Here is a 23,733-nt window from a genome sequence, read left to right as displayed (position 1 = left end):
CGCAGCCGGACGGGACCCGATCAGACGGGCTGTGCGGCATCCTCCCGCGCGAACCGCTCGTCGAGCACGAAAGAGGGGTCGACCTGGGCGGCCAGGTCGGCGCCTGTCTTCTCGTTGCCCCAGCTCTCGGCGTTCTTCAAATGGAAGTGCACCATCTGGCGGGTGTAGCGCTCCCAGTCGCGTTGCCCGTACGAGTCGTCGGCGGCGTTCTGCAGAGCCTGCAGAGCCATCCGGTTTTCCGCCTCCAACTGCTCGAAACGGTCCGGCCGACCCTTCTCCATCGCCCGGACCCAGTCGGAGTGCCCGACGGTGATCAGCAGGTCGTCGCCGACCTCGGAGCGGAGGTACTCCAGATCGTCCTTGCTCTGAACCTTGTTGCCGACGACCCTCAGCGCGACCCCGAAGTCCCGTGCGTACTCCTTGTACTGGCGGTAGACCGAGACACCCTTCCGGGTTGGTTCGGCGACCAGGAACGTCATGTCGAAGCGAGTGAACATCCCGGAGGCGAACGAGTCGGATCCCGCCGTCATGTCGACGACGACGTAGTCGTCGGGGCCGTCGACGAGATGGTTGAGGCAGAGTTCCACCGCGCCGACCTTCGAGTGGTAGCAGGCCACGCCCAGATCCGACTCGGTGAATGGTCCGGTGGCCATCAGTCGGATCTCCCCGTCGTCGAGCCTGACCGTGCGTGCGCATGCCTCGTAGATCGGGTTGTTCTCGCGGACCCGCAGCAATTGTGAACCCTCGCCCGGTGGGGTCGTCTTGATCATCGTCTCGGCGGAGGCGATACGCGGATTGCTGCCGCGCAAGTACTCCTTGATCAGGGGCAGATGGGCTCCCATGGCCGGAAGTGCCGCGGCCTCCCGGTCATCGAGCCCGAGAGCGGCTCCGAGGTGTTGGTTGATGTCGGCGTCCACCGCGACGACATGGGCTTCATTGGCTGCGAGGTGGCGAATGAAGAGCGAGGACAGCGTGGTCTTGCCGCTGCCGCCCTTGCCTACGAAAGCGATCTTCATGTTCACCTAGGGTAGTGCCATGACAACGGTCCGCTGTTGCTCCTCGTGAAGAAGGCCACTCCTGGGTGTTATCGGTGTGGTATGCGCGTAGCCTCGTTACTTATGAGTACGACTGCCCCCGATCCGCTCGCCGCTCTGAGTGCCCTGCCGGGAGTCGCCGAGGCGGTGGACTCCGTACGCAAGTCCGTGGACCGGGTCTACGGCCACCGCATCATGAGGCGCCGCAGCAACGAGGTCACCGCCGAAGCGGCGCTGCGTGGCGCCCGCGGCTCGGCCGTGCTGTCCGGTGCCGACTGGAATCTGGAGGAGGTGCGCCGACGCAGCGACTTCAGCGGTGACGACGAGGCGCGGGTTGTCGGAGCGGCCCTTCGGCTCACTGCCGAAGCGGGCCAACTGCTTTCCATCTGGCGGCAGTCGCCGTTGCGGGTGCTGGCGCGGTTGCATCTGGTCGCGGCCGGACGCGCGGAGCCCGAGGACGCCGTCGGCCGACCGCGGCTCGCGGGCGAACGCGTCGACGAACCGCTGATCGAAGCGCCGCTGCCCGATGCCGACGAGGTGGCCGGGCGACTGGACGGGCTTTCCGCATTGATCCTTTCGGGGACTGCCGCGCCCGCGCTGGTGACGGCGGCGGTCGTGCACGGTGAACTTCTGGCCCTGCGTCCTTTCTGCTCGTACAACGGTCTCGTCGCCAGGACCGCCGAGCGGATCGTCCTGATCGGGAGCGGGCTCGACCCCAAGTCGATCTGCCCCGCCGAGGTTGGGCACGCCGAGCAGGGACGAGCGGCGTACGCGGCGGCGTTCGAGGGGTACCTGTCGGGTACGCCGGCCGGAATGGCGACCTGGATCGCGCACTGCGGAAAAGCTGTGGAACTGGGTGTCAGAGAAACGACGGCGGTCTGCGAGGCGCTGCAGCGCGGGGCCGCGTGACCCGACGGCGGATCCGCGCGGCACGGTGACGGTTCCGAGGAGCCGGACCGGCGAACGAACGCGTTGGTACGGGTAGGGGTGGAGCATCGTCCCCCCCGGGCCGGGGGCCTGCACCCGTGCGTGACTTCAGAGCGGTGGTATCGGGAGGCGCCCCCCTGGCGGGGCGCTCCGTTCGTCCGTGGGTGGGGGACGGCTCGTCGGGCGAGGAGCGCGCCCGCCACAAAAGGGTTGCGGCGGTACCGTCCTCGGTACCGCCGCTGGCATGTCTACCCAGTTACCAAGCGTCCTCGATATATGCCCATCAGGTCGGGGTCCTTGCCCGATTCCTGGTGCGGCTGGCCCGTAATCGACGGGTCGACGTCGCGTGGGTACTCGGTTTTCATGCTCGGTCCGTGGGGCCTTCTGTGCGTTACAGGTAATCCTTTCGGATGTCCTTGGTCTCGCGGGCCGTTGAGTCCTTTGTACTCCAGAGCTGAGGTGAGCGGTAGTGGCGGCCGCAGTTCTTTACTTTTGGGTTCAATTACGGGCGAGTTGCGCATACCGGTCGGGCTGGTGGATCGGGCCTGACTCGGTGCATGAATCGGAGCGTGCAGACGACCGATGGTTCGGCCGCTCGCGGGCTGCGAGGAACGGGAGGGCCGGGCGGCCGCCTGAGCGGGGTTGGTGAGGCGGCGCCGCCCGGCCCGTGGTGTCCGGTCCCGAGGCGTTCGGTTCTGTTGGCGGTGGTTCGTGCTGGACGTCGTGCCGACTGTCAGGCCCTCGTGCCCGCTGTCAGAGGGAGGTCGTGGTGCTTCGGCGACGGGAGGTGTACCAGACCAGTCCCGCTGTGACGGCGGCGGCGCCCACTGCCGCAGCCGCGACCAGCGCCGGACGCGGCGGCATGGCGATGGTGGGCAGCCGTTGCTTGAGGCGGACCGGGCGGTCGAAGACGAGAATCGGCCACTCGCGAAGGGTCGCTTCGCGGCGGAGGGCGCGGTCCGGATTCACCGCGTGGGGGTGCCCGACGGACTCCAGCATCGGTACGTCCGTCGCGGAGTCGCTGTAGGCGTAGCAGCGCGAGAGGTCGTACCCCTCCGACACCGCGAGCGCCTTGATCGCCTCGGCCTTCGTCGGTCCGTAGGCGTAGTACTCGACTTCTCCGGTGAAGCAGCCGTCGTCGCCGACGACCATCCGAGTGGCGACGACCCGGTCGGCACCGAGCAGCTCACCGATCGGTTCGACGACCTCCGCGCCCGAGGTGGAGACGATCACCACATCGCGTCCGGCGGTGTGGTGCTCCTCGATGAGCGTCGCCGCCTCGTCGTAGATGATCGGGTCGATCAGGTCGTGCAGGGTCTCGGCGACGATTTCCTTCACTTGCTGGACGTTCCAGCCCTTGCATAGCGCGGAGAGATATTCCCGCATCCGTTCCATCTGGTCGTGATCTGCACCTCCGGCAAGGAACACGAACTGTGCGTACGCGGTGCGCAGTACGGCGCGGCGGTTGATCAGTCCGCCATGGTAGAAGGACTTGCTGAAGGTCAGCGTCGAAGACTTCGCAATGACCGTCTTGTCCAGGTCGAAGAAGGCTGCTGTGCGCGGCAAGAAGCGGTTTTCCACAACGCAGAGCATAGGGGCCCACCATTCGGCGTAAAATCCGGCGTGTGGGTTTGCCTGAGAAGGCTCTCGGGTACACCATGGAAGTCACGGATCGTTCGCGACCGTGCTAACCCGGTCCGGCTCCTCCCCCCCCGAGTCGGCCGTGGGGACGACCCCCGCTCTCCCCCCCGGCGGGGGTCGTCGCATGTCCGGGCACGTTTCTGTCGCACGGAATCAAGCATTCTGCCTCCATTTCAGGCGCGCCGGTTCGCTTCCGGCTCCGTCTCCTTCATCTTGATCCGTCACGGTCGGTGACGGAAGGGCTGCGCTCCGGAAGTCATCGGTATGGGTGATGGAGTTATTCACAGGGGCGGAGTTGTCCACAGTTTTTGAGCAAGATCCACAAGATTTCCGGAAGCGTTGCACGGTGATTCCAGCCGCGAAGTCCGCGGGTTGCGGAATCGCTGATCTCGGAAACCTCCCGAGATCGTTGCGAACCCGCGATGAACGTGCAGTGAGAAGGGGGCGGAGATCGTGGCTGAATCCATCGCTCGGGACCGTCTGCCGGCCGCCGGAGCACGGCGGGGCGGACCGTTGATCGTGACCGAGGACGTGGAACTCCTCGATGATCTGCTGCGGCTGTGCGCCGCTGCCGGAGCGGAACCTGAAGTTCATCACTCGTTGCCCGAGCGCAGGGGGAGCTGGGAACAGGCTCCGATGGTTCTCGTGGGGGACGACGCCGCGCGAAGGTGCCGCGGGGCCGGGCGCCGGCGCGGGGTGATGCTCGTCGGGAGGGACGAGGACGCGCCGGACGTCTGGCGCAGTGCCGTGGAGATCGGTGCCGAATACGTGCTGAGGCTGCCCGAATCGGAAGGGTGGCTCGTCGATCAGATCGCCAATGCGGCGGAAGGTGTCGGCCGCTCCGCGCTCACCGTCGGGGTGATCGGCGGGCGGGGAGGTTCCGGGGCCTCCACGCTGGCCTGTGCCCTCGCGGTGACCGCGGCCAGGGCGGGGCGGCGATCCATGCTGATCGACGGCGACCCGCTCGGCGGAGGCATCGATGTGCTGCTCGGCGGCGAGCGAGTCGAGGGCATGCGATGGCCGGATTTCGCCCATTCCAAGGGGCGGGTCGGCGCCGGTGCGCTGGAGGAGTCGCTGCCGGCACTGCATGGGTTGCGGGTGCTCAGCTGGGGCCGCGACGACTGTGTGTTCATTCCGCCGCCGGCCATGCGGGCGGTCCTGGCGGCGGCGCGCAGGCTTGGCGGTGTGGTGGTCGTGGATCTGCCGCGCCGGGTCGACGAGTCGGTGGCCGAGGCACTCGGCCAGCTGGATCTCGGGCTGCTGGTGGTGCCCGGAGAGCTTCGCGCGGTCGCGGCGGCCAAGCGGGTGGCATCGACGGTCGGGATGATCCTGGACGACCTGCGGGTGGTGGCCCGCGGCCCGTACGCGGCGGGGCTCGACGAGCGGTGGGTGGCGCAGGCGCTGGGGCTGCCGCTCGCCGGTGAACTCCCGCTCGACGCGGGACTGTCGGCGGCGCAGGAGAGCGGCGCACCTCCTGGTGGCAGTCCGCGCGATCTGCTGGCCAGGTTCTGTGCGGCGTTCTGGGAGCGGGCTTCGGTTCCGGACGGCGTGGCGGGGCTCGGTGCGGGAGGCGCGTCATGACCGAGACGCTGCTCGACGCCGTACGGCAACGGCTGGCGCAGAGCGGCGCGGCGCCGACGCCTGCGGGCGTGGCGGCCGCGTTGCGGGCCCAGGGGCGGTTGCTCGGGGATACCGAAGTCCTCTGCGCGGCCGACGAGTTGCGGGGCGAACTGGTCGGGACCGGGGTGCTGGAGCCGCTTCTTGCCGACGCGGCGGTGACGGACGTACTAGTCTCCGCACCGGACCGGGTGTGGGTGGACCGGGGCAGTGGTCTCGAACTCACCGGGGTGACGTTCCGGGATGCCGCCGCGGTGCGCAGGCTGGCGCAGCGCTTGGCCGCCGTGGCGGGGAGACGACTGGACGACGCCCGGCCCTGGGTGGATGCCAGACTGCCGGACGGCACCCGCATGCACGCCGTTCTGCCACCTGTGTCCGTCGGCTCGACGTGTCTGTCGCTGCGTGTGGTGAGGCCCAGGGCGTTCTCACTGACGGAACTGGTCGGGGCCGGGACCGTGCCGCCGGGCGGTGATCGGGTGTTGAGGGCACTGGTCGAGGCGCGGGTCTCGTATCTGATCAGCGGTGGGACCGGCGCCGGGAAGACGACGCTCCTGTCGAGCCTGCTGGGGGCGGTCGGGGAACGGGAACGGATCGTGCTCGCCGAGGACTCGGCGGAGTTGCGGCCGGACCATCCGCACGTGGTGCGCCTGGAGTCCCGCCCCGCCAACCAGGAGGGAGCGGGGCGCGTGACCCTCCGCGACCTGGTACGGCAGGCGCTGCGCATGCGGCCCGACCGGCTGGTGGTCGGAGAGGTGAGGGGCGCCGAGGTCTCGGAATTGCTGGCGGCACTGAACACCGGGCACGAAGGCGGTTGCGGGACGGTTCACGCGAATGCCGCCGAGCATGTCCCGGCCCGGCTCGAAGCGCTGGGAACGGCGGCGGGGCTGGACCGGACCGCTCTGCACAGCCAGTTGGCAGCGGCACTGTCGGTGGTCGTCCATCTCGTGCGGGACCGGACCGGGCAGCGGCGGATCGCGGAAGTGCACGTCCTGGACAGGAACACGTCCGGGCTGGTTGTGACCGAGCCGGCGCTGCGCTGGGACACCGACGGTTTCGCCCGGGAGCGGGGCTGGGGGCGGCTTCGGTCGCTGATCGGAGGTGCGCTGTGAGCGGGGGTGTGATGGCGGGGCTGTCACCCGGCGCGAACTGCGCGGCGGTGCTGTGCCTCGCCATGGTGGTCCGGTCATTGGTGGTGCGGAGCCGGGGGCGGCGCAGAGCCCGGGTGCTGTTCACCGACGCGGTGGAGTCGCCGCTGCGCCATTGGGGGGAGCGGACCTGGGCCCGGCTCCGGAAGCGGACGCGGGAGCGGCAGGAGTGGTTATGCCTCCTGGTGGCGCTGATCGTCGCCGTGCTGGGGCAGTCCGTGCTTCCGGTGCTGGCCGGAGTGGCCGCGGTTCCGTTGGTGCGGCGGTGGCTGCGACGACGGGCTCTGCGGCGTGAGCGGGAACGTGGGGCCGACGGGGTGGTCGCGTTGTGCGGTGTTGTCGCGGGCGAGTTGCGGGCCGGGCATGAGCCGGGGAGGGCGTTGCTCGTCGCGGTGCGAGGGGCCGGGGTGCTGGGGCCGGCGGAGGCCGGTGTGTCCGCTGCCGCGCGATTCGGCGGGGACGTGCCGACGGCACTCGGTCAGGCGGCCCGGGTGCCGGGGCTGGACGGGCTTGCCGGGGTAGCGGCCTGCTGGCGCGTGGCGGTGGACGGAGGTGCGGGTCTCGCGGCGGGTCTGGACCGGCTGGAGGGCGCTTTGCGTGCGGAGCGGCGTAGACGGGAGGAGTTGCGGGCCCAATTGGCCGGAGCATGGTCGACGGTGGCAGTACTGGCGCTCTTGCCGGTGCTGGGACTGGGGCTGGGGGCTGTACTGGGGGCCGAACCGTTGCGGGTGCTGCTCCACACCCCGGCCGGGTTGGCCTGCCTGGTGACGGGTGCGTCGCTGGAGGCGGCCGGGCTCTGCTGGGCCGCTCGGATCGTACGGGCGGGGGAGACGGCATGAGCGTGGTGATCGGGGGAGTCGGCTACGGCGTGGCGGTCGTGTCGGCTGGTGTGGGCACGGCCGTGTGTCTGGCACTGGCCCTGGTGGGCCGGCGACGGAGGCGTGAGGGACGCCGTCGAGGTGCGCTGCTGTTCGGGACCGGCCCGGAAACGCGCGGAAGCGGGCGGATGGTGCCCGGTGTCCGGGTGAAGGAGTGGATGGCGCCGGTGGGGGTTGCTGTGGCGGGCGTGGTTCTGGTGGGTGGCCTGTCAGGGTGCGTGGCCGGCCTGGTGGCGGCGTACGGCGCATGGCGGTGGCAACGGAAGCAGCGCTGTCGGAAAGCGGAACCGGACGCTGCGGAGGCGGCGGAGGTGGTGCGTCAACTTCCGCTCGCGGCAGATCTCTTGGCCGCCTGCATCTCCGCTGGTGCTGGGCCGAGGGAGGCGGCGGAGGCCGTGGGGGAGTCGCTGGGCGGTCCGGTGGGCGTGCGATTGGCGCGGACCGCCGCGGAGATCCGGCTGGGCGGTGACCCCACGACGGCCTGGGGGAGGTTCGGCGAGATACCCGATGCACGCGCCCTGTCCCGATGCCTGGACCGGGCGGGTTCGACCGGGGCGCCGGCAGCGGAACCGGTGGCGCGGCTGGCCGAGGCGATGCGGGCGGAGCGGGCGAGCACGGCGGTGGCGCGTGCGCAACGGGCGGGTGTGCTGATCACCGCGCCGGTGGGGCTCTGCTTCCTTCCCGCCTTCCTGTCCGTCGGGGTGGCACCGGTGGTGATCGGCCTGGCGACCGGCCTGCTGCACACCGACTGACATAGATCGGTCCGTGACCTTCCGATTCTGTGTGAATCAGCGCGAAACCGGCGTGAATCAACTCGAATCAATGAGTATCCACGTGAAACAGGCATGTTGTGGGGGTTGGAATGGCACAGCGAATCAGTGGCTGGGTGCGGGGTCTGATGCGCCGGATCCGGTCGGACGACGGAATGACGACATCCGAGTACGCGGTGGGGACGATCGCCGCCTGTGCGTTCGCGGCGGTGCTCTACAAGGTGGTCACCAGCCAACCGGTCATGTCCGCGCTGCAGTCACTGTTGAAGGACGCGCTCGATGCGAAGTTCTAGGGATGGCCGCGGCGCGGGGGACAAGGGCCGTCCCAGAACCGTCGGTGGGTGCGGGGGCGAGGGAAGGAACGAGGACCGGGGTGCGGTGACGGCGGAGGCGGCCATGGCGATTCCGGTGCTGGTGGTGTTCGTCCTGTCGCTGATCTGGGCGTTGATGGCCGCCGCGGCCCAGATCCGGTGCGTGGATGCGGCCAGGGCCGGGGCACGGGCGGCGGCCCGCTCGGAACCGGAGGCCCAGGCGCTGGAGGCCGCACGCGCGGCGGCACCCGGTGGAGCCGAGGTCTCGATGGAACGGACCGGCGAGTTGTGGCGGGTACGGGTGGCGGCGCCGACGCCCGGCCTCGGCCCGCTGGCCCTGACGCTTCACGCGGAGGCGGCGGCGCTGGCCGAGGACACGGTGGGGGTGGAGTCATGACCGGCGGAGGCGTCGTGATCGGGGAAGGGAGAGAGCGGAAGGCCGTTGTCGGCGGGCCGAGCCCTCATGGGACTGAGGGTCCCGGGCTCGGGCCTGGGGCTGAGGCCGGGCTCGGGCCTCGGTACGACCCCGCCTGCGATCCGGGCCCGGACGGTGCACGGGCCCGGGGCTGTGGATCGGTCCGGGGGCGTGAAACGGTCCGGGACCGCGAATCCGTTCCGGCTCGGATCGGAGCTCCGGACCGGGGGCGGGCCCGGAGACGGGCGGGCCCGGACGACGGTGTGGCGACGGTGTGGGTGGCGATGACGGCCGCGACCCTGTGCGCGGTGTTCGCCGTCGTGCTGGCGCTCGGACAGGTGGTCGTCGTCAGGCACCGGGCCGGGGGAGCGGCGGACCTCGCGGCCCTGGCAGCCGCCGACCGGGCCCTGCGAGGGGCCGAGCAGGCGTGCGGGGCGGCCGAGAGGGTGGCCGCTGCACAGGGGGCGACAGTGGTGCGGTGCACGGTGCGCGGGGAGATCGCCGATGTCACGGCCCGGGCGGGTTTCGGGCCGTACGAACGGGAGGTCAGGTCTCGGGCCGGCCCTCCGACGGATCCTCCCGGGCCTCCGGCATCGGCGTCGCTTCCGACGGTTCCTCCCGGCTCAGCGGTTCTGCCGACTCCGGCTCCGCCACCTCCGGGTCCATCGCCCCCGGATCTGCCGTCTCCGAGTCTGCGGCCGCCGGTGGTGCTGGGGGATTCGGGGGTGCCAGGGGACCCGATTCCTCGGGTTCCGGTGGAGCGGACCGGAGAAGTTCGCTGAGGAGGCGCACGGCACCGCGCTTGTGCAGCGGATCGTTGCCGTTGCCGCACTTGGGGGACTGGATGCAGGAAGGGCAGCCCGCCTCGCATTCGCAGGACGCGATGGCCTCGCGGGTCGCGGCCAGCCAGGCACGGGCGGTGTGGAAGGCCCGTTCCGCGAACCCGGCGCCGCCCGGGTGGCCGTCGTACACGAAGACCGTGGGCAGCAGGGTGTCCGGGTGCAAGGGCACGGAGACACCGCCGATGTCCCACCGGTCGCAGGTGGCGAAGAGCGGCAGCATCCCGATGGAGGCGTGCTCGGCGGCGTGCAGGGCGCCGCCGAGGACCTCCGGATTGATGCGGGCGGCATCGAGCTGGTCCTCGGTGACCGTCCACCACACGGCGCGGGTGCGCAGGGTGCGGGGCGGCAGGTCCAGTTTGGTCTCACCGAGCACCTCGCCGGTGATCAGTTTGCGGCGCAGGAAGGAGACGACCTGGTTGGTGACTTCCACGGATCCGTAGCAGAGCCGCCCGTCGCCCCATGGGATCTCGGTGTCGGTCTCCAGGACGGCGATGGAGGTGGTGTCGCGGGCGGTCGTCGAGTACGGCGGTGCCGCCTCCTCGACCAGGGCCACCGAGTCCTCCAGATCCAGCTTCCGGACGAGATAGGTGCGGCCCTGGTGGAGATGGACGGCACCTTCGTGGACGGCGGTGTGCGCGGCGGCCTCGTCGACCGTGCCCAGCAGCCGGCCGGTGCCCTCCTCGACGATCTGGACGGGACGGCCGCCCTCGCCCCGGATGTCGGTGAGATCGGCGGCGCGTTCACGACGGGTCCAGTGCCAGCCCGATGCCCGTCGGCGCAGGAGCTTCGCGGCCTCCAGTTGCGGCAGCAGACCGGCGGCGGCCGGACCGAAGAGTTCGAGATCCGGTTCGGTCAGCGGGAGCTCCGCGGCGGCGGCGCAGAGGTGCGGGGCGAGGACGTACGGATTGTCCGGGTCCAGGACGGTCGATTCCACGGGCTGCCGGAACAGCGCCTCGGGGTGGTGGACGAGGAAGGTGTCCAGCGGGTCGTCGCGGGCCACCAGCACGGCCAGGGCACCTCGGCCGGAGCGTCCGGCGCGGCCGGCCTGCTGCCACAGCGACGCCCTGGTGCCGGGGTAGCCGGCGATGACGACGACGTCCAGGCCGGAGACGTCGACGCCGAGCTCCAAGGCGGTGGTGGCGGCCAGACCGAGGAGGCGGCCGGAGTGCAGGGCACGTTCCAGTGCGCGGCGCTCCTCGGGGAGGTACCCGCCCCGGTAGGCGGCGACCCGGGCCGGCAGGGAGCGGTCCACCTCGGCGAGGCGTTCCTTGGCGATGACGGAGATCAGCTCGGCGCCGCGGCGGGAGCGTACGAAGGCGACCGAGCGGACACCCTGGACGGTGAGGTCGGTGAGGAGGTCGGCGGCCTCGGCGGTGGCGGTACGGCGCACCGGCGCCCCCTTCTCGCCGTGCAGTTCGGTCAGGGGTGGCTCCCACAGGGCGAAGACCAGCTCCCCGCGGGGCGAGGAGTCGTCGGAGACCTCCTTGACGGGGAGCCCGGTGAGGCGGCCCGCTGCGACGGCCGGTTCGGCGGCGGTGGCCGAGGCGAGGAGGAAGACCGGATCCGCCCCGTAGCGGGCGCACAGGCGGCGCAGCCGCCGTACGACCTGGGCGACGTGGGAGCCGAAGACGCCCCGGTACGTGTGGCACTCGTCGATGACGACGTAGCGCAGAGCGCGCAGGAAGGAGGACCAACGAGGGTGGGAGGGGAGTATCCCGCGGTGCAGCATGTCGGGATTGGTCAGGACGTGATTGGCGTACTGGCGCACCCATTCGCGTTCTTCGACCGGAGTGTCGCCGTCGTACACCGCGGGCCTGATGGCGTTGCCGAGGGGCGCCGCGAGTTCCTTCACGGCGCGCCGCTGATCGGCGGCCAGGGCCTTGGTGGGGGCGAGGTACAGGGCGGTCGCGCCTCGGCCGTTCGGGGCCTCGGAGCCGTCGAGCAGGGCGGTGAGCACCGGGGCTAGGTAGGCCAGCGACTTCCCGGACGCCGTCCCCGTGGCGATGATCACGGAATCGCCGTCCAGAGCGTGCTCGGCGGCCACCGCCTGATGCACCCAGGGGTGGTCGATTCCGGCCCGCTGGATCGCGGCGATCACTTCTGGACGGATGCGATCGGGCCAGATGGCATGGGTTCCCGTACGCGGGGGCAAGTGCTCCGTATGAGTGATGCGCGCGGACCGGCCCGCCGCTGCGGCGAGCCGGTCGAGGACCATGGCGGGAGAGGGGCCGGAGTCCGTGTTCCCGGGCGGTCGACTGGGGCGGTGATTCTTGGCCATCGGCACCGAGTGTGTCACTGGCGTGACGGACAATGGTCCCAAGGCGTCGTGCATGGCTGCTGGTAAGTGATTGAATGCCATCGCGGCTGGCGATCCGTCCCCTGGCTCCGCCGGGGAGACCGAGGGGCGACCGCTCGATAGCAAGGTGCTGGAGGATCCGTGGACCTGTCCTTGTCGACTCGCAATGTGTCCGGCCCTGGTGGCGACCGTACGGTCGTCGAGGTCGGTGGCGAGATTGATGTGTATACCGCGCCCAAGCTGCGCGAGCAGTTGGTCGAGTTGGTGAATGACGGCAGCTACCACCTGGTTGTCGACATGGAAGGCGTGGACTTCCTCGACTCCACCGGCCTCGGCGTGCTCGTGGGCGGCCTGAAGCGTGTCCGGGCCCATGAGGGCTCGCTGCGCCTGGTGTGCAACCAGGAGCGCATTCTCAAGATCTTCCGGATCACCGGTCTGACCAAGGTGTTCCCGATTCACACCACGGTCGACGAGGCGGTCGCGGCCACCGACTGACGGTCCGGTCCGCCCGGATACGGACTGGTGATCCGGTCCGCCCCGATGTGTCGGGGCGGCGGCGGTCCGTCGAGTTCTGCATGCGCTCCAGTGACCGGATCGGCCGACAACAGCCGGTCCGGTAGGCGGCAGGAGTATCCGTTGGCCGCTGGTTCGCGTATCGGCCGGCCGACGAGCGGCTGTACGGAGCGAGTGCGTCAGACGGTCGTCTGTCGGCCTGGGCCGACATGTGCCCGGCCGCCTGCTCGGGCATGTCGAGCATCGGGCACGTCGGCTGGAGTGTCGCGTCCGGTCCTGAGCGACCGGGTGTCACGAATGGCCGGAAGCCTGCCGACCGGACGGCGGACATCCGCCGGTCGGCCGGTCGGGTGCCGGGCATTCGGTGGGGCGGTTGACCGGTGAGGGCCCGGATGGCATCGCTCCGCTCGGCCATCCGACTGATCGGAGGTCGCTGGTCGACCGTTCCGCGTGGTCTGCGTGGAGTGTGTGCCTCGGACCGTTCGTCGGCCGGCTGACAGGCTGATCGCCCGTCGATCGGTGCCGCGGGCCGGGTCTCCCGTGTGGTCGGTGGTTGCACGTCGGCCGCGGCGGACGGCCGGTGGCCGACGACGGGCCCTTCGGCCGATGGGCCCGTCCGCAGGGCGGTTCGGGGCGGGATCGGCGACGGTCCGGGGCCGGTTCCGTACGAAGCCGCGGGCAAGGAGCCGGACGAAGGAACCGGACGTGGAAATGAGCACGGAAACGGGCCGACGCGGGACCGGCGCCTGGCAGGCTGGAGGCCGACCGGCGATGACCGAGATGAAGACCAGAGGAATACCGGAAGAAGAGCCGGAGCGGCGGGCAGCGTGCCCGGGCTCCCGGGATGCACGCCCGTACGTCTGAGGGGGATCGCATGGCCACTGTTGAACTCCGCTTCAGCGCCCAGCCCGAACACGTCAGGACGGCGCGCCTCGTGGCCGCCGCCGTGGCGCGCCGCGCAGGTGTCGATGAAGCCGTGCTCGACGAGGTCCGACTCGCCGTCGGTGAAGCCTGCAGCCGCGCCGTGGGGCTGCATCGCAGTCATGGCATCACCGCTCCCGTCTCCGTCGCCCTGACCGAGGAGGAGAAGTCCTTCTCCATCGAGGTCGGGGACGAGGTGCCCGGACCGGGTGCCGAGCCCGCTCCCGGCGCAGGCCCCGGGGCCCGCGGTGCGGCACCCCGCGCGGGCCTCGACGAGCCGGAGCCCGGCCCCGAAGCCGACGGCGAGGACGAGATGGGGCTCGCGGTCATCAGCGGCCTCGTCGACGACATGGAGGTCAGATCCGGGATCAACGGCGGAGTGATCCGTATGACCTGGCCCAGGACGCCCGCGCCGGTGCCTCCCTGAGACGAGCGCCGCAGCCGTCAGGGGCGGCGGCCCGCCGCCCGTGACGGACCCCGAGTCCCGGTCCTGCCGATTCCTTGATCGATCCGTCTCATGGCCCCGCTGAGCACTGCTGAGCGGGGTCTTTTTCATTTCTGCGTGATCGATGGTTCGCGGAAAATGGTTCTGCCGCATTACTGCATTCGGAGTGATCTGCGGCCCGATCATTTATCGATCAGGTCGTGAACGTCAATTACATTTGCAGTGCACTGTTTTGCCCGGTCCGGTCTCCTTACAATTCGTTCACGTCTTGAGCGCTGAGCGTCAAGGAGGACGTATGGCGGAGATCTTCAACACCCCACTGGCAGGACTGGCGCAAGATTCCGCACTTTCCGCACGTTCGGACCGGCCGTCTTCCCTCGCGGCCGCGGTGCTCACCGAGGACAATCGCGTCATCGTGGTCGCCGTCGCGGTCGTGGCCGTCGCCGCGCTGGTCGTCGCCCGGTTGCTGCTGCGCCAGGTGCTGGCGGCGGGCGAGGGGACCGACCGGATGAAGGAGATCGCGGCCGCCATTCAGGAGGGCGCGAATGCGTACCTGGCCCGGCAGTTGCGTACCGTCGGCGTCTTCGCGGTCGTGGTCTTCTTCCTGCTCCTTCTGCTCCCCGCCGACGACTGGTCGCAGCGTGCGGGCCGCTCGCTCTTCTTTCTGGTGGGCGCGCTTTTCTCGGCGACCACCGGATACATCGGCATGCGGCTCGCCGTGCGCAGTAATGTCCGTGTGGCTGCCGCTGCGCGTGAGGCGACTCCGGAAGAAGGCGAACCGGAAAAGGACCTCACCACCGTCTCGCACAAGGCGATGAAGATCGCTTTTCGTACGGGTGGTGTGGTCGGCATGATCACCGTCGGGCTCGGGCTGCTCGGGGCCTCCTGCGTCGTACTCGCCTACGCCGCGGACGCCCCGAAGGTGCTGGAGGGCTTCGGGCTCGGTGCCGCGCTCATCGCCATGTTCATGAGGGTCGGTGGCGGCATCTTCACGAAGGCCGCGGACGTCGGTGCCGACCTCGTCGGCAAGGTCGAGCAGGGGATCCCGGAGGACGACCCGCGCAACGCCGCCACGATCGCCGACAACGTGGGCGACAACGTCGGCGACTGCGCGGGCATGGCGGCCGACCTCTTCGAGTCGTACGCCGTGACGCTCGTGGCCGCGCTCATCCTCGGGGAAGCCGCCTTCGGGGACTTCGGGCTGGCCTTCCCGCTGATCGTTCCGGCGATCGGCGTGGTCACCGCGATGATCGGGATCTTCGCGGTCGCCCCGCGGCGCGCGGACCGCAGCGGAATGACGGCCATCAACCGCGGCTTCTTCGTCTCCGCCGTGATCTCGCTGGCGCTGGTGGCCGCAGGTGTATTCGCCTACCTGCCGTCCTCGTACGCGGAGCTGGACGGCGTCACCGACACCGCCATCACCTCGCGCGACGGGGACCCGCGGATCTTCGCCCTGGTCGCCGTCGCCATCGGGATCGTGCTGGCCGCCCTGATCCAGCAGCTGACCGGCTACTTCACCGAGACGAGCCGGCGCCCGGTCAGGGACATCGGCAAGTCCTCGTTGACCGGCCCGGCCACCGTCGTGCTCGCGGGCGTCTCCATCGGACTGGAGTCCGCCGTCTACGCGGCGTTGCTGATCGGCCTGGGCGTCTACGGGGCGTTCCTGCTCGGCGGCATGTCGATCATGCTGGCGCTGTTCGCGGTGGCCCTGGCGGGGACGGGTCTGCTCACGACCGTCGGGGTCATCGTGGCCATGGACACGTTCGGACCGGTCTCCGACAACGCGCAGGGCATCGCGGAGATGTCCGGCGACGTCACGGGCGCGGGCGCGCAGGTCCTCACCGACCTGGACGCCGTCGGCAACACCACGAAGGCCATCACCAAGGGCATCGCCATCGCCACCGCGGTCCTGGCGGCGTCGGCGCTGTTCGGCTCGTACCGCGACGCGATCGCCGGGGCCGTCGAAGGCGTGGGGGCCGGGGCCGGGGCGATGTCCCTCAGCCTGGACATCTCGCAGCCCAACAACCTGGTGGGCCTGATGCTGGGCGCCGCGGTCGTCTTCCTCTTCTCCGGACTGGCGATCAACGCGGTGTCCAGGTCCGCCGGGGCCGTGGTCCACGAGGTGCGGCGGCAGTTCCGCGAGCACCCCGGGATCATGGACCGCAGCGAGAAGCCGGAGTACGGACGTGTCGTCGACATCTGCACGAAGGACGCGCTGCGCGAGCTCGCCACGCCCGGCCTGCTCGCGGTGCTGGCGCCGATCGCCGTCGGGTTCACCCTCGGCGTCGGGGCGCTCGGCTCGTACCTCGCGGGCGCCATCGGCGCGGGGACGCTGATGGCGGTGTTCCTCGCCAACTCCGGTGGTGCCTGGGACAACGCCAAGAAGCTCGTCGAGGACGGCCGGCACGGCGGCAAGGGCAGCGAGGCCCATGCCGCGACCATCATCGGTGACACGGTCGGCGATCCGTTCAAGGACACCGCGGGACCGGCCATCAACCCCCTGCTGAAGGTGATGAACCTGGTCGCGCTGCTCATCGCCCCGGCGGTGGTGCAGTTCAGCTACGGGCAGGACGCCAGCCCCGCGGTCCGGGCGGTGGTGGCGGCGCTCGCCGTCGTCGTCATCGTGTACGCGGTCTACGTCTCCAAGCGGCGCGGGATCGCCGTCGGGGATGCGGAGGAGCCCGGTGACGGGGACGGGGGTGGCGGCAGCCATGCCCGTCCCGGCCGGGCGGCTGTGTCGTGAGGCGGTGAGAGGGACGGATCAACGGCCGGGCGTACGAAGGGGGCTGATGCCTCGTCCGCCCGGCCGGTGCCGCTCACCGGGGAAACCATGGTCGGTCGGCCCGGTCGGCCCGGTCGGCCCGGTCGGCCGTGTGGCGGCTCGGGGGAGCGGGCGGAGTGGTGCGGTGGTGCAGCAGGGTGCCGGTGCGGGTGCCAGGTGTCGGCTGGTTCGTGGGGTGTTCGCCGCATGTGGCCCCCGCATCCGTACACATGCATGTATGTACATGTGTGCGTAGTGCCGTTCGCTCGGGTGTTCCCGTTTTCGGTAGCTGTGCGGGTGAGTTGTATCTCCCTCATTTCCCTTGGTGCAAATGGCTGCAAAAGGTGATCCATCGGACGGGAGGCACCCGGATGGAGGGCGCCCGACGTGTAAGTTCCGGGGCCGAGAGTCTTGGAAGGGACCGATCCGGTGAACAAGAAGCTTGCTGCCGCACTGTCCGGCGGTGCGGTACTGGTACTCACGCTGTCGGGCTGTGGTGGCGACGACAAGAGCGAGAAGGTGAACGCCTGGGCCAAGAAGGTCTGTGACCAGGTCCAGCCCCAGCTGCAGAAGATCGCGAACGCCAACGCCGCCATCCAGCAGCAGACCGCTGACAACAGCAAGCCCGCCGACGTCCAGAAGACCGACTCGGCCGCCTTCCAGCAGATCTCGCAGGCGTACAAGGCGCTGGGCAAGGCCGTCGAGTCGGCGGGCCCACCGCCCGTCGACAACGGCGAGGCCACGCACAAGGACGCCGTGAAGGAGCTCAACACCTCCTCCGCGGCGTACGCGGACCTGCAGAAGAAGGTCGACGCCCTCGATACGAAGGACCAGGCGAAGTTCGCCGACGGCCTCAAGGGCATCGCGGACGAGCTGAACAAGATCAGCTCCAATGGCGACCAGGCCCTGAAGAGGCTTCAGTCCGGCGAGGTCGCCACCGCGATGGCGAAGCAGAAGGGCTGCCAGAAGCCGACGGCCTCGGTGCCGCCCAAGAACACCACCCCGGGATCGGGCGCCCCGGCGGCGCCGTCCACCTCGCCCAGCAAGGAGTCCTGACCGTTCGGCCCGGTATCCGTTCGGCCCGGCAGGCCGGACGGCGTGAGCGGCCTGGGCGGTCTGAGCGGCCCGGACAGTCCTATGGGTGCCGGGCCGCTGCCGTTGTCGGTGAGAGCGGACACAATGGTCGGGTGAGTACGACCCGCCTTCCCGTGCCCGACCGTTCGCCCTGGCTCCGCGAAGCCCTGCTCGCCGCCGCCTTCACCGCCGACGGGCTCCTCGACCTGCTCGGTGCGCCCGCCTATGCCGCTCTCGCCCGCGGCGAGACGGTTCCGGCGCTGCGTGCCACCCGGGGGGCGTCCCCGCTCGACACTCTGGTGCGGCTCTTCCTGCTCCAGCGCCCCGTCCCCCACGAGCGGGCCCGAGCCGCGCTTCCGCTGGCGGAGTGCATGGAGGACGGCTGGGTGGTTCGCGTCGATGACGAGGTGCGGGCCGCGGTCGACGTGCGTCCGTACAGCGGGCCCGAGGGGCAGGACTGGTACATCGTCTCCGACCTGGGCTGCTCGGTCGGCGGCGCGGGCGGCATCGGTTCGCGCGAGGAGGGCGTGGTCCTCGGAGTCGGCGGGGCGTCCACCACCCTCGCCGGAATCACCGTCCGTACGCCGGTCGCCTCCGCGCTCGACATCGGTACGGGCTCCGGCATCCAGGCGCTGCACGCCTCGCAGCACGCCGGTCGGGTGACGGCCACCGATCTCAACCCGCGCGCGCTGGAGTTCACCCGGCTGACGCTGGCCCTGTCCGGCGCACCGGCGGCGGACCTGCGCCTGGGCTCCCTGTACGAGCCGGTCGGCACGGAGAAGTACGACCTGATCGTCTCCAACCCGCCGTTCGTCATCTCGCCCGGCGCCCGTCTCACCTACCGCGACGGCGGCATGGGCGGCGACGACCTGTGTCGGACCCTGGTGCAGCAGACGGGCGACCGGCTCAACGAAGGCGGATACGCCCACTTCCTGGCCAACTGGCAGCACGTGGAGGGCGAGGAGTGGCAGAACCGGCTGAGTTCCTGGGTGCCGTACGGCTGCGACGCCTGGATCGTGCAGCGTGAGGTCCAGGACGTCACGCAGTACGCGGAGCTGTGGCTGCGCGACAGCGGCGACCACCGTACGGACCCCGCCGAGTACGCGGCCCGGTACGACGCCTGGCTGGACGAGTTCGAGGCCCGCAAGACCAGGAGCGTCGGCTTCGGCTGGATCACTCTGCGGAAGTCCGCCGCGGCCGCGGCCGGGAATCCGTCCGTCGTGATCGAGGAATGGCCGCACGCGGTGGAGCAGCCGCTCGGGCCTGCCGTGCAGGCCCACTTCGCCCGCCAGGACTACCTCCGCGAGCAGGACGACGCCGCGCTGCTGGCCGGGCGGTTCGCGCTCGCCGCCGAGGTCGTGCAGGAGCAGGTCGGCCTGCCCGGCGCGGAGGATCCCGAGCACGTGGTGCTCCGTCAGAACCGCGGTATGCGGCGCGCGACGAAGGTCGACGCCGTCGGCGCGGGCTTCGCGGGCGTGTGCGACGGGACGCTGCCGGCGGGCCGGATCCTGGACGCGATCGCCCAGTTGATGAACGAGGACCCGGTGCTGCTGCGCGACCGCACCCCGCGGGCGATCCGGTTGTTGGTGGAGGAAGGGTTCCTGGAGCCGGTGGGGTCGGCCGACTGACGGTGTCGCCGTGATCCGGAAGGGGTCGTTCTGTTCTGGTTCGAGTCGTTCCGGTTCGCGGCGATTCCGGGGCGGGCGTGCCTCTGTGCGTGGTGAATGTCCTCTTCACCAGCGGTGCCGTTCTTGTCGCCCAGCGGTCCGCCGTCGTGCCTTGTGTTCCGGTTGCGCTCGGTGGCGGGACCTGCACACCGGGCCCCAAGTCGGGACGGGGAGGTGTCCGGCGCCCGCCGCCGGTTCGGTTCCGGATCGGTTCCGGATCGGCCCGGGGAACGGACCGGTGCCCCGAGCGGCTTCCGGACCGCCTCCCGGCTTCGGCTCGGCATGGCGTTCTTGAGCGGCTTACGGACCGGCCGTCACCTCTGATCGGCCACTGGACCGGTCCCGCGTCTCAGGGCCGGGCCCGGCTCGGCGCCCCGCGCTCGCGCCGAGGTCGTGCCCGAACCGGCGTCCGGGGCTCGAGTCGGCGTCCGGGCCCGAGGTGAAGTCCGCCCCGGCCCGGTGGCGGGTGAATCCGGCCATTCACCCAGGGTTCGCGTCCGCGACGCCCGGGGGTGACAGCCTCCACCCGACCGGACGGCACGGCCCCGGCCGAACAGCGACAGGGAGGCGGACGGACATGGAGAGCGGACCAGCGGTTCTCGCCGGAGCAGTGTTCGCGCTGCTCGGCGCCGCGCTGCTGCTGTGGACAGGGGCGCGCGTGATGCACCGCGCGCCGGTGGCGCATGGAGTGAGCCCCCTCGCTTCCGCCACGCTCGCCACTGTGTTCGGCGTACTTTTTCTCGTTCTCGGTGTGTGGTGCTTCACCCGCATCTGATCCACTTCCCACCGGGACCCACGGGTTTCCGCCGGACCGTCGCCACGCATGGCGGACCCCCGGAGGCGTCGCCGACCCCGCCCCGCAGGACATGGCGGGGGACATACGGGGCAGGGTGGAGAAGGTGAGGAACACCCCGGAGGGCCCGTGCCCGGTGGCGGACACCACACGCCCCCGGTGGTGGTGTCGCGGTGGTCGGGAACCGGCAGGCGGCGGTCGTACGCCCGACGGACCGGGCGCTCCGGGCGGCAGGAATGCCGGGAGTCGGGTTACCGTTCGAGTGGCCGTTGCGGGCTTTTGCCGTTTGACACGGGGGCGGGTTGTACCGTCACACTCCGCAGCGACGGCACCGTCGGCGGCGTCATGCCGCTGCCCGGATGCCCACCGAGCGTCGACCGGAGAGAAGAGCGAAGTTGTCCCCGACCAGCGAGACCGCACAGGGCGGCCGCCGACTCGTCATCGTCGAGTCGCCTGCCAAGGCGAAGACGATCAAGGGCTACCTCGGCCCCGGATACGTCGTCGAGGCGAGTGTCGGGCACATCCGCGACCTGCCGAACGGTGCCGCAGAGGTCCCGGAGGAGTACACCGGCGAGGTGCGTCGGCTCGGCGTCGACGTCGAGCACGACTTCCAGCCCGTCTATGTCGTCAACGCGGACAAGAAGGCCCAGGTCAGGAAGCTCAAGCAGCTTCTCGCCGAGTCCGACGAACTCTTCCTCGCCACCGATGAGGACCGCGAGGGCGAAGCCATCGCGTGGCACCTGCAGGAAGTCCTGAAGCCCAAGGTCCCGGTCCATCGGATGGTCTTCCACGAGATCACCAAGGACGCGATCCGGGCCGCCGTCGCCAACCCGCGCGAGCTCAACCAGCGCATGGTCGACGCCCAGGAGACCCGCCGCATCCTCGACCGGCTCTACGGCTACGAGGTCTCGCCGGTCCTGTGGAAGAAGGTCATGCCGCGGCTGTCGGCCGGGCGTGTCCAGTCCGTGGCGACCCGTCTCGTCGTCGAGCGGGAGCGCGAGCGCATCGCCTTCCGCTCCGCCGAGTACTGGGACCTGACCGGAACGTTCTCCACCGGAACGGGCGCGAACGGGACGGACGCCTCCGACCCGTCGTCCTTCACCGCCCGCCTCAACTCGGTCGACGGCCGCCGTGTCGCCCAGGGCCGTGACTTCGGCCCGGACGGCCGGCTGAAGTCCGGCTCCGGCCAGGTGCTGCATCTGGACGAGGCGAATGCCCGCGCGCTGGCCGCCGCGCTCGCCGACAGCGCGTTCGCCGTGCGGTCCGTCGAGTCGAAGCCGTACCGCCGTTCCCCGTACGCCCCCTTCCGCACGACGACCCTCCAGCAGGAGGCGAGCCGGAAGCTGGGCTTCGGCGCCAAGGCCACCATGCAGGTCGCGCAGAAGCTGTACGAGAACGGCTTCATCACGTACATGCGTACCGACTCCACGATCCTCTCGGACACGGCGGTCGCCGCCGCCCGGGCGCAGGTCACGCAGCTGTACGGGGCCGGCTACCTGCCGGACAAGCCGCGCACGTACGCCGGGAAGGTCAAGAACGCGCAGGAGGCGCACGAGGCGATCCGTCCGTCCGGCGACCGCTTCCGCACCCCCGCCGAGACCGGCCTCACCGGTGACCAGTTCCGGCTCTACGAGCTGATCTGGAAGCGGACCGTCGCCTCCCAGATGAAGGACGCTGTCGGCAACTCCGTCACCGTCAGGATCGGCGGCCGGGCGAGCGACGGCCGTGACGCCGAGTTCTCCGCGTCCGGCAAGACGATCACCTTCCACGGGTTCATGAAGGCGTACGTCGAGGGCGCCGACGACCCGAACGCCGAGCTCGACGACCGTGAGCGCCGCCTCCCGCAGGTCGCCGAGGGCGACGCGCTGTCCGCCGAGGAGATCTCGGCCGACGGGCACGCCACCAAGCCCCCGGCCCGCTACACCGAGGCCTCGCTGGTCAAGGAGCTCGAAGAGCGCGAGATCGGCCGCCCGTCGACGTACGCCTCGATCATCGGCACGATTCTGGACCGCGGCTACGTCTTCAAGAAGGGCACGGCGCTCGTCCCATCCTTCCTCTCCTTCGCCGTCGTCAACCTGCTGGAGAAGCACTTCGGCCGGCTCGTCGACTACGACTTCACCGCGAAGATGGAGGACGACCTCGATCGCATCGCGCGGGGCGAGGCCCAGGCCGTGCCGTGGCTGAAGCGTTTCTACTTCGGCGCGGGCGGCGACGACCTGGCGGGCGCCGGCGCGGCCTCCGACGCGGGCAACGGCGACGGCGACCACCTCGGCGGCCTGAAGGAGCTCGTCACCGACCTCGGCGCGATCGACGCCCGGGAGATCTCCTCGTTCCCCGTCGGCAACGGCATCAAGCTGCGGGTCGGCCGCTACGGGCCGTACATCGAGCGCGGCGAGAAGGACGCCGAGGGCCACCAGCGCGCGGACGTGCCGGAGGACCTGGCTCCGGACGAGCTGTCCGTGGAGTACGCGGAGGAGCTGCTGGCCAAGCCGAGCGGCGACTTCGAACTCGGTACGGACCCGATCACCGGGCACCAGATCGTCGCCAAGGCCGGTCGCTACGGCCCGTACGTCACCGAGGTGCTGCCCGAGGGCACCCCGAAGACCGGCAAGAGCGCGGTGAAGCCGCGGACCGCCTCCCTCTTCAAGTCCATGTCGCTGGAAACGGTGACGCTGGCCGACGCGCTCCGGCTGATGTCGCTGCCGCGCGTCGTCGGCGAGGACACCGACGGCATCGAGATCACCGCGCAGAACGGCCGCTACGGCCCGTACCTGAAGAAGGGCACGGACTCGCGTTCGCTCGCCTCCGAGGAGCAGCTCTTCGACATCACCCTCGAAGAGGCCCTCGCGATCTACGCGCAGCCCAAGCAGCGCGGTCGCGCCGCCGCCAAGCCGCCGCTGAAGGAGCTCGGCACGGACCCGGTGAGCGGGGCGCCGGTCGTGGTCAAGGACGGCCGCTTCGGCCCGTATGTGACCGACGGCGAGACCAACGCCACGCTGCGGACCGCCGACAGCGTCGAGACGATCACGCCGGAACGCGGTTACGAGCTGCTCGCCGAGAAGCGTGCCAAGGGGCCCGCGAAGAAGAAGACGGCGAAGAAGGCCCCGGCCAAGAAGACGGCCGCGAAGAAGACGGCGGCCAAGAAGACCACGACCGCCAAGAAGACGGCGGCGACCGCCAAGAAGACCGCGGCGAAGAAGACCACGGCCGCGAAGAGGACGGCGGCGAAGAAGACGGCCGCCGCGAAGGAGACCCCGGCGGCGTCGGCCGCCGGGGAGAGCTGACCGGGGCCCGGTACCGGTGGGCTGACCGGGGGGCCGGGCATGGGACCGGGCCGGGGCAGGGGACCGTGGGCTGATAGGAGGGGCGTCCCGCTTCAGTGCGGGCCGCCCCGTCCTGTACGGGGGCGGCCCGTCCCGTACAGGAGGCCGTTCCGCGGGGGAGGCGGTCCGTCCCCGTGCGGAAGGTGGCCCGGTCTTCGTACGGGGGATTTTCCGGCGCGAGTTTCTCGTACGGAGACGCCGTCGGTCCGGTGAGGTGTGAGGCGTGGGCGGCTGCGGCCGGGCCACCTCCGTAGCGCGTCGTCCGTGCTTCTGACGCATGCCCCGGGCTGCCCACATACCGTGACCTCGTCGTCCACATGTTCGGGCGTGGCCTCCGGGGAGTCGTCCGATCCGGATAGG

Annotated in this window: 17 protein-coding genes and 1 pseudogene; 15 read left to right on the top strand and 3 right to left on the bottom strand. The window is 70.5% G+C overall.

The features are described from left to right. Positions 1–20: 20 nt before the first annotated feature. A complete protein-coding gene (locus AB0E67_RS17890) occupies positions 21–1,016 on the bottom strand; it encodes an ATP-binding protein (RefSeq protein WP_362027376.1) in 996 nt (331 codons plus the stop codon). Between the two features lie 102 nt (positions 1,017–1,118). Between AB0E67_RS17890 and AB0E67_RS17885 the strand changes: the two genes are divergently transcribed. Then, the gene (locus AB0E67_RS17885) at positions 1,119–1,943 is read left to right on the top strand and encodes an oxidoreductase (protein ID WP_362027373.1); all 825 of its coding nucleotides are present in this window, start codon (positions 1,119–1,121) and stop codon (positions 1,941–1,943) included. Between the two features lie 771 nt (positions 1,944–2,714). Here AB0E67_RS17885 and AB0E67_RS17880 read toward each other — a convergent pair. Further along, positions 2,715–3,554 carry an HAD-IB family hydrolase gene (locus tag AB0E67_RS17880; RefSeq protein ID WP_362027370.1) on the bottom strand — a complete coding sequence of 280 codons (840 nt, stop codon included), beginning with the start codon at positions 3,552–3,554 and terminating at the stop codon, positions 2,715–2,717. A 567-nt stretch (positions 3,555–4,121) separates the two neighbouring features. Here AB0E67_RS17880 and ssd point away from each other — a divergent pair. From ssd to AB0E67_RS17845, 7 genes and pseudogenes are all read left to right on the top strand, one after another. Then, positions 4,122–5,183: a septum site-determining protein Ssd gene (ssd, locus tag AB0E67_RS17875; protein ID WP_362027572.1), complete on the top strand. Its 1,062-nt coding sequence runs from the start codon at positions 4,122–4,124 to the stop codon at positions 5,181–5,183. Then, positions 5,180–6,328 carry a TadA family conjugal transfer-associated ATPase gene (locus AB0E67_RS17870; protein WP_362027367.1) on the top strand — a complete coding sequence of 383 codons (1,149 nt, stop codon included), beginning with the start codon at positions 5,180–5,182 and terminating at the stop codon, positions 6,326–6,328. Before ssd ends, AB0E67_RS17870 begins: the two co-directional genes overlap by 4 nt. 62 nt (positions 6,329–6,390) lie before the next feature. Beyond that, the gene (locus tag AB0E67_RS17865) at positions 6,391–7,203 is read left to right on the top strand and encodes a type II secretion system F family protein (protein ID WP_362027569.1); all 813 of its coding nucleotides are present in this window, start codon (positions 6,391–6,393) and stop codon (positions 7,201–7,203) included. Further along, on the top strand, positions 7,200–7,994 hold the full coding sequence (locus AB0E67_RS17860; RefSeq protein WP_362027364.1) for a type II secretion system F family protein: 795 nt from the start codon (positions 7,200–7,202) through the stop codon (positions 7,992–7,994). The genes AB0E67_RS17865 and AB0E67_RS17860 overlap by 4 nt, the downstream gene beginning before the upstream one ends. 110 nt (positions 7,995–8,104) lie before the next feature. Beyond that, positions 8,105–8,305, top strand: a complete 201-nt coding sequence (locus AB0E67_RS17855; protein WP_199883307.1) for a DUF4244 domain-containing protein — start codon at positions 8,105–8,107, stop codon at positions 8,303–8,305. Then, positions 8,292–8,720 (top strand): TadE family type IV pilus minor pilin, encoded by a 429-nt coding sequence (locus AB0E67_RS17850; RefSeq protein ID WP_362027361.1) that lies wholly within the window; start codon positions 8,292–8,294, stop codon positions 8,718–8,720. Before AB0E67_RS17855 ends, AB0E67_RS17850 begins: the two co-directional genes overlap by 14 nt. Positions 8,721–9,001: 281 nt before the next feature. Then, positions 9,002–9,307, top strand: a pseudogene (locus AB0E67_RS17845) (Rv3654c family TadE-like protein); the annotation flags it as partial. On the opposite strand, the gene AB0E67_RS17840 reads toward AB0E67_RS17845, so the two are convergent. Continuing rightward, complete coding sequence (locus AB0E67_RS17840; RefSeq protein ID WP_362027358.1) at positions 9,285–11,939, bottom strand: DEAD/DEAH box helicase; 2,655 nt, start codon at positions 11,937–11,939, stop codon at positions 9,285–9,287. The pseudogene AB0E67_RS17845 and the gene AB0E67_RS17840 sit on opposite strands and share 23 nt — an antisense overlap. Before the next feature lie 78 nt (positions 11,940–12,017). Here AB0E67_RS17840 and AB0E67_RS17835 point away from each other — a divergent pair, with 78 nt between their 5' ends. The 7 genes from AB0E67_RS17835 (at position 12,018) to topA (ending at position 23,334) form a co-directional block, all read left to right on the top strand. Beyond that, positions 12,018–12,371 (top strand): STAS domain-containing protein, encoded by a 354-nt coding sequence (locus AB0E67_RS17835; protein WP_003967428.1) that lies wholly within the window; start codon positions 12,018–12,020, stop codon positions 12,369–12,371. A gap of 892 nt (positions 12,372–13,263) precedes the next feature. Then, the gene (locus tag AB0E67_RS17830; protein WP_362027355.1) at positions 13,264–13,737 is read left to right on the top strand and encodes an ATP-binding protein; all 474 of its coding nucleotides are present in this window, start codon (positions 13,264–13,266) and stop codon (positions 13,735–13,737) included. Between the two features lie 313 nt (positions 13,738–14,050). Continuing rightward, positions 14,051–16,498 (top strand): sodium-translocating pyrophosphatase, encoded by a 2,448-nt coding sequence (locus tag AB0E67_RS17825; RefSeq protein WP_362027352.1) that lies wholly within the window; start codon positions 14,051–14,053, stop codon positions 16,496–16,498. Positions 16,499–16,945: 447 nt separating this feature from the next. Then, complete coding sequence (locus AB0E67_RS17820) at positions 16,946–17,572, top strand: small secreted protein (protein WP_362027349.1); 627 nt, start codon at positions 16,946–16,948, stop codon at positions 17,570–17,572. A 131-nt stretch (positions 17,573–17,703) separates the two neighbouring features. Further along, positions 17,704–19,218 (top strand): class I SAM-dependent methyltransferase, encoded by a 1,515-nt coding sequence (locus AB0E67_RS17815; RefSeq protein ID WP_362027346.1) that lies wholly within the window; start codon positions 17,704–17,706, stop codon positions 19,216–19,218. 616 nt (positions 19,219–19,834) lie between these two features. Continuing rightward, positions 19,835–20,032: a hypothetical protein gene (locus AB0E67_RS17810; protein WP_362027343.1), complete on the top strand. Its 198-nt coding sequence runs from the start codon at positions 19,835–19,837 to the stop codon at positions 20,030–20,032. A gap of 413 nt (positions 20,033–20,445) precedes the next feature. Next, positions 20,446–23,334, top strand: a complete 2,889-nt coding sequence (gene topA / locus AB0E67_RS17805) for a type I DNA topoisomerase (RefSeq protein WP_362027340.1) — start codon at positions 20,446–20,448, stop codon at positions 23,332–23,334. The last annotated feature ends 399 nt before the right edge of the window (positions 23,335–23,733 follow it).

This window comes from Streptomyces sp. NPDC032161, assembly GCF_040636995.1.
Classification (GTDB): domain Bacteria; phylum Actinomycetota; class Actinomycetes; order Streptomycetales; family Streptomycetaceae; genus Streptomyces.
The sequence above is the reverse complement of the archived record's forward strand: the minus strand, read 5'-3'. Positions and strand labels throughout refer to the sequence as shown.

Bases quoted from the DNA above. Each gene is read 5' to 3' on its own strand.
- AB0E67_RS17890 (WP_362027376.1), bottom strand. From the start codon at position 1,016: ATGAAGATCGCTTTCGTAGGCAAGGGCGGCAGCGGCAAGACCACGCTG.
- AB0E67_RS17885 (WP_362027373.1), top strand. From the start codon at position 1,119: ATGAGTACGACTGCCCCCGATCCGCTCGCCGCTCTGAGTGCCCTGCCG.
- AB0E67_RS17880 (WP_362027370.1), bottom strand. From the start codon at position 3,554: ATGCTCTGCGTTGTGGAAAACCGCTTCTTGCCGCGCACAGCAGCCTTC.
- AB0E67_RS17870 (WP_362027367.1), top strand. From the start codon at position 5,180: ATGACCGAGACGCTGCTCGACGCCGTACGGCAACGGCTGGCGCAGAGC.
- AB0E67_RS17865 (WP_362027569.1), top strand. From the start codon at position 6,391: ATGGTGGTCCGGTCATTGGTGGTGCGGAGCCGGGGGCGGCGCAGAGCC.
- AB0E67_RS17860 (WP_362027364.1), top strand. From the start codon at position 7,200: ATGAGCGTGGTGATCGGGGGAGTCGGCTACGGCGTGGCGGTCGTGTCG.
- AB0E67_RS17855 (WP_199883307.1), top strand. From the start codon at position 8,105: ATGGCACAGCGAATCAGTGGCTGGGTGCGGGGTCTGATGCGCCGGATC.
- AB0E67_RS17850 (WP_362027361.1), top strand. From the start codon at position 8,292: ATGCGAAGTTCTAGGGATGGCCGCGGCGCGGGGGACAAGGGCCGTCCC.
- AB0E67_RS17840 (WP_362027358.1), bottom strand. From the start codon at position 11,939: ATGGCATTCAATCACTTACCAGCAGCCATGCACGACGCCTTGGGACCA.
- AB0E67_RS17830 (WP_362027355.1), top strand. From the start codon at position 13,264: ATGGCCACTGTTGAACTCCGCTTCAGCGCCCAGCCCGAACACGTCAGG.
- AB0E67_RS17825 (WP_362027352.1), top strand. From the start codon at position 14,051: ATGGCGGAGATCTTCAACACCCCACTGGCAGGACTGGCGCAAGATTCC.
- AB0E67_RS17810 (WP_362027343.1), top strand. From the start codon at position 19,835: ATGGAGAGCGGACCAGCGGTTCTCGCCGGAGCAGTGTTCGCGCTGCTC.